4 protein-coding genes are annotated in these 4,459 nt (G+C 73.8%); all 4 read left to right on the top strand.

Going from position 1 to position 4,459, the window contains the following annotated elements; translation table 11 throughout:
* A partial coding sequence (locus tag BZY54_RS47755; RefSeq protein WP_086731515.1) for a ComEC/Rec2 family competence protein occupies positions 1 to 2,265 on the top strand: 2,265 nt, incomplete at its 5' end.
* Between the two features lie 4 nt (positions 2,266 to 2,269).
* Positions 2,270 to 3,055, top strand: coding sequence for an arylamine N-acetyltransferase family protein (locus BZY54_RS47750; protein ID WP_086731514.1), 786 nt, complete (start codon positions 2,270 to 2,272; stop codon positions 3,053 to 3,055).
* Between the two features lie 166 nt (positions 3,056 to 3,221).
* A complete protein-coding gene (locus BZY54_RS47745; RefSeq protein WP_086731513.1) occupies positions 3,222 to 4,103 on the top strand; it encodes a YceI family protein in 882 nt (293 codons plus the stop codon).
* A gap of 60 nt (positions 4,104 to 4,163) precedes the next feature.
* The gene (locus BZY54_RS47740) at positions 4,164 to 4,418 is read left to right on the top strand and encodes a hypothetical protein (protein ID WP_208640995.1); all 255 of its coding nucleotides are present in this window, start codon (positions 4,164 to 4,166) and stop codon (positions 4,416 to 4,418) included.
* Positions 4,419 to 4,459 lie beyond the last annotated feature (41 nt).

The following is a 4,459-nucleotide window of genomic DNA, read 5'->3' as shown; positions in this document are numbered from 1 at the left end:
CGCACCTCCGTCGCCGCCGTCCTGCTCGGTGCCGCCGCGGCCGCCGCTTCCGCTGGGCTGCACGGGGCCGACGTGCGCCGGGGGCCGGTGCCCGCTCTGGCCCGGCAGTACGCCACGGTGACCGCCGAGGTGGAGCTGACCTCGGATCCCCGGCTCACCCGGCCCCGGGTCAGCGGCGACCACATGGCGCCGGTCTCGGTGCTGATCGACGCCGAGGTGCGACAAGTGGAGCGGGTGAGCGGCGCGGGGACCATGGGGGCCGCACGAACCCGAGCACCCGTGCTGATCCTGGTCGACACCGGCGGGCAGGGGCACGACGCCGGCGCTCGGCGCTCGCCCTGGCTGGGTCTGCTGCCGTCCACGCGACTGAGCGTGACCGCGCGGCTGGCGCCTCCGCTGAGCGGTGGCGGCAGAGTCGCGGCGGTGCTGCGGGTCCGGGGCCGGGCGGCACCCGAGGTGATCGGGGGACCGTCGGGGCCGCAAAGGCTGGCGGGCCGGCTGCGGGCCGGGCTGCGGACGGCGACCGACGGGCTGCCGCAGGACGCCCGCGCACTGCTGCCGGGACTGGTCGTGGGAGACACGACCCGGGTCACGCCGGACCTGGACGAGGCGTTCAAGGAGACCGACCTCGCGCACACACTGGCCGTCTCCGGGAGCAACCTCACGATCCTGCTCGCCCTGCTCGTCGGACCGCTCGGCCTGGCCCAGCACGTCGAGCGTCGTGGCCTCGTACCGAGACTCGGTCTGTCGCTGCGGGCCACCGCACTGCTGTGCGCAGTGCTCACCCTCGGATTCGTCGTCGTGTGCCGGCCGGACCCGAGCGTGCTGCGCGCCGCGGCATGCGGAGCCGTCGCGCTGCTCGCCCTCGCGACCGGGCGCCGCAGATCGCTGATCCCGGCCCTGGCGACGGCCGTGGTGCTGCTGGTGCTGTACGACCCGTGGCTGGCCCGTAGTTACGGTTTCCTGCTGTCGGTGCTGGCCACCGGTGCCCTGCTCACGCTGGCGCCTCGCTGGAGCGCGGCGCTGCGCCGGCGTCGGGTTCCCGCCCGCCTGGCCGAGGCACTGGCCGCGGCGGCAGCGGCGCAGGCGCTGTGCGCCCCGGTGGTCGCGGTGCTGTCGGCGCGGGTGAGTCTGGTGGCGGTGCCGTGCAATCTGCTCGCGGAGGTCGCGGTCGCGCCCGCCACGGTGCTGGGCTTCGCGGCCCTGGTGACCGCGCCGGCGGCGATGCCGGTGGCCAAGGCGCTCGCGTGGTGCGCTGGTTGGCCCACGGGGTGGATCGCCGGCGTGGCCAGGACCGGGGCGGCGCTGCCCGGTGGGGGAGTGGACTGGCCGGGCAGCTGGACCGGGGCGCTGCTGCTGGGCCTGGTCACGGTGGCGGTCGTGGTGGTCGGCCGGCGGCTGCTGGGACACCCGTGGCTGTGCGGTCTGTGCGGGGTGCTGCTGGTGCTGGTGCTGGTGCAGCCGCCGCCGCTGACCCGGGTGATCACGGGCTGGCCGCCGCCGGGCTGGCGGTTCGCGATGTGCGACGTGGGGCAGGGCGACGCGACGGTGCTCGCGGCCGGACCGGGCGCCGGTGTGGTGGTGGACGCCGGACCCGATCCCAAGCCGGTGGACCACTGTCTGCGCGCGCTCGGCATCACCAGGGTCCCGCTGGTCGTGCTGACCCACTTCCACGCCGACCATGTGACCGGACTGCCCGGCGTCCTGAGAGGGCGCTCGGTGGGCGCCATCGAGACGACCGGGTACGAGGAACCCGCGGAACAGGCCGAGTTCGTACGGAGGGAGGCTGCGCGGCGGGGCATCCCGCTCACCCACGCCGCCGCCGGGGAGGAGCGCCGCGTCGGCGGGCTGACCTGGCAGGTGCTGTGGCCCCCGCCACGCCCGTCGCCGGATCCGGACGGGCCCAACGACGCCAGTGTGACGCTGTTCGTCCGGTCCGGCGGGCTGCGGCTGTTGCTGCTGGGAGACCTCGAACCCCCGGCACAGCAGCAGTTGGTGCGATCACCGGCCCTCGCACAGTTGGTCGGCGTGGACGTGCTCAAGGTCGCCCACCACGGCTCGGCCCACCAGGACCCGGACCTGATACGGGTCGTGGCCCCCCGGCTGGCGCTGATCTCCTGCGGTGCGGGGAACATGTACGGGCACCCGGCTCCGAGCACTGTCGCGGCGCTGCGCGCGGAGGGCGCGAGGGTGCTGCGGACGGACCGCGACGGGGCGCTCGCGGTCACCGGCGAAGGGGCGGGGTTGCGCGTGGCGCGAGACTGAGGGCATGAACGCCGCACAGGTCGACGCCTATCTCCGCCGTATCGGGGCCGAGTTCCCGGCCGCGCCCACCGCCGCCGCCCTGCGGGAGCTGCATGTGCGGCACCTGCGCACCGTGCCCTTCGAGAACCTGTCCGTCCACCTCGGCGAGGAGATCGTGCTGGAGGAGAGGAGGCTGCTGGACAAGGTGGTGGGCTCACGCCGGGGCGGGTTCTGCTACGAACTGAACGGTGCGTTCGGGGCGCTGCTCACGGCGCTGGGTTTCGAGGTCACGCTGCTGGCGGCCCGGGTGTACGGGGAGGAGGGGCGGCTCGGGATCCCGCACGACCATCTCGCGCTGCGGGTGCGGACGGCGGACGGGGGCGACTGGCTGGCCGACGTGGGGTTCGGCGCGCACAGCCACTTCCCGCTGGCCTTCGGGGAGCGCGGGGAGCAGACCGATCCGGGCGGCACGTTCGGGATGGCGGAGGCGGCCGACGCCGCGGCCGGCGACCTTGACGTGGTCCGCGACGGCAGGCCCCAGTACCGGCTGGAGGTGCGGCCCCGGGTCCTCGGGGACTTCGTGGCCGGGGCCTGGTGGCACAGCACCTCGCCCGCCTCGCACTTCGTGCGATCGCTGGTGTGCTCCCGGCTCACCGGCGACGGAGGGCGGATCACGCTCGGCGGCCGCACGCTGACCACGACGGAGGCCGACGGGACGCGCTGGGTTCGGGGTCTGGACTCGGACGAGGAGGTGCTGTCGGTGTACCGGGACCGGTTCGGCATCCACCTGGACTCTGTGCCGACTGCGTGAAACCGGACGCGAGCTGCGAATTCGTGTCACAGGGGCCACTCGTGCGCAGAGCCAGCACATGTGCCGGTTTCCCGCGATGTGATCCCGTGTTGCCTCGAAAGCCGCATCGGTGATCGAATGCATCTTCGGCAACAGGTGTTTTCACGTCGTGCAGAGGGTGTCGTAGATGATCGGCCGCTTGCTGGGAAGCCGGGCGAAACGAGTGCAACGGACGAATCCCCTGGCGGCGGTGCAGACTCCACCGAGCGCGGGAGTGCTGAGCTGCCGCGTGCTGGACCCGGTCAACCAGCCGGTGCCGCAGGCGGCGTTGGCGGTCACCGACACCACGGGGCGCAAGGTGGTGGAGGGCGGGACGGACCCGTTCGGGTCGTTCATGGCGGCCGTGCCGGCGGGGGAGTACAGGCTGGCGGTGTCAGCCGAGGGCTACGCGCCCTACCGGGCCGCCGCGACGGTCACGGAGGACTCCCTCACCTCGCTCGGCGATGTGACATTGCAGATCGCCCGTCCGCCGGAGCTGCCCACGCCGGGCGACTGGGAGATCGAGCCGACGCACTCCTCGATCGGTTTCACCGCGCGGCACATCGGGCTGGCCCGGATCCACGGCCGGTTCAACTCCTTCGCCGGAGTGGTGCGGATCGCCGAGCAGATGGACCGGTCGGCGATGCATGTGGTGATCGACGCGGCCTCCATCGACACCAACGTCCGGATGCGCGACGACCATCTGCGGTCGGGGGACTTCCTGGATGTGGCGCGCTTCCCGACGCTCGAGTTCTACAGCGACCGGTTCGCGCATCGCGGCGGCAACCGGTGGGCCGTCACCGGAGCCCTGTCCCTGCACGGTGTGACGCGCACCGTCACGCTGGACACGGAGTACCTCGGGCTGGGCAACGGCATGGAGGGCGAGGCGCGGGCCGCCTGCCGGGCCACCACCGAGCTGCACCGTGACGACTACACCGTGAGCTGGCAGACGATGCTGGCGCGCGGTATCGCCGTGGTCGGCCCCACCATCAAGGTCGGTCTCGACATACAGATCGTGCCCAGGGGCTGAGCGGGCCCCTGCTCGCGGGCCGGGGAGCGGCTGCGTCGCCGCGCCCCCGGGTGCCGGACAATGGCCTGCGTGAGTGACGTGAGACATGTGCTGGTGCTGCCCGACCGCGACGCAGCGGAGGAGGCGGCGGAGGCGCTGGGGGAGCGGTTCGGGCTTCGGGAGGAGCCGAGGCTCGTGCGGGACGCGCTCGCCGGCGAGGACGACGCCGAGGACGCCCAGTGGCTCCTCGCCCTGCGGGACGAGGAGGGCCGGCTCGACCCGGCCGAGCTGGACGCGTTCGCGGGGGAGTGGGACGGCTGGCGCGAGGAGCCGTGACGAGGGCCGCGGACCGGCGGGCCGGTCCGAGGCCCCGCGTT

The sequence above is a fragment of the Streptomyces carpinensis genome (assembly GCF_002154505.1).
GTDB classification, from domain to species: Bacteria; Actinomycetota; Actinomycetes; order Streptomycetales; family Streptomycetaceae; genus Streptomyces; species Streptomyces carpinensis.
The sequence above is the reverse complement of the archived record's forward strand: the minus strand, read 5'-3'. Positions and strand labels throughout refer to the sequence as shown.

What these genes read in the sequence shown, in the direction of transcription:
- BZY54_RS47750 (WP_086731514.1), top strand. Translation starts at nt 2,270, where the DNA reads ATGAACGCCGCACAGGTCGACGCCTATCTCCGCCGTATCGGGGCCGAG.
- BZY54_RS47745 (WP_086731513.1), top strand. Translation starts at nt 3,222, where the DNA reads ATGATCGGCCGCTTGCTGGGAAGCCGGGCGAAACGAGTGCAACGGACG.
- BZY54_RS47740 (WP_208640995.1), top strand. Translation starts at nt 4,164, where the DNA reads ATGGCCTGCGTGAGTGACGTGAGACATGTGCTGGTGCTGCCCGACCGC.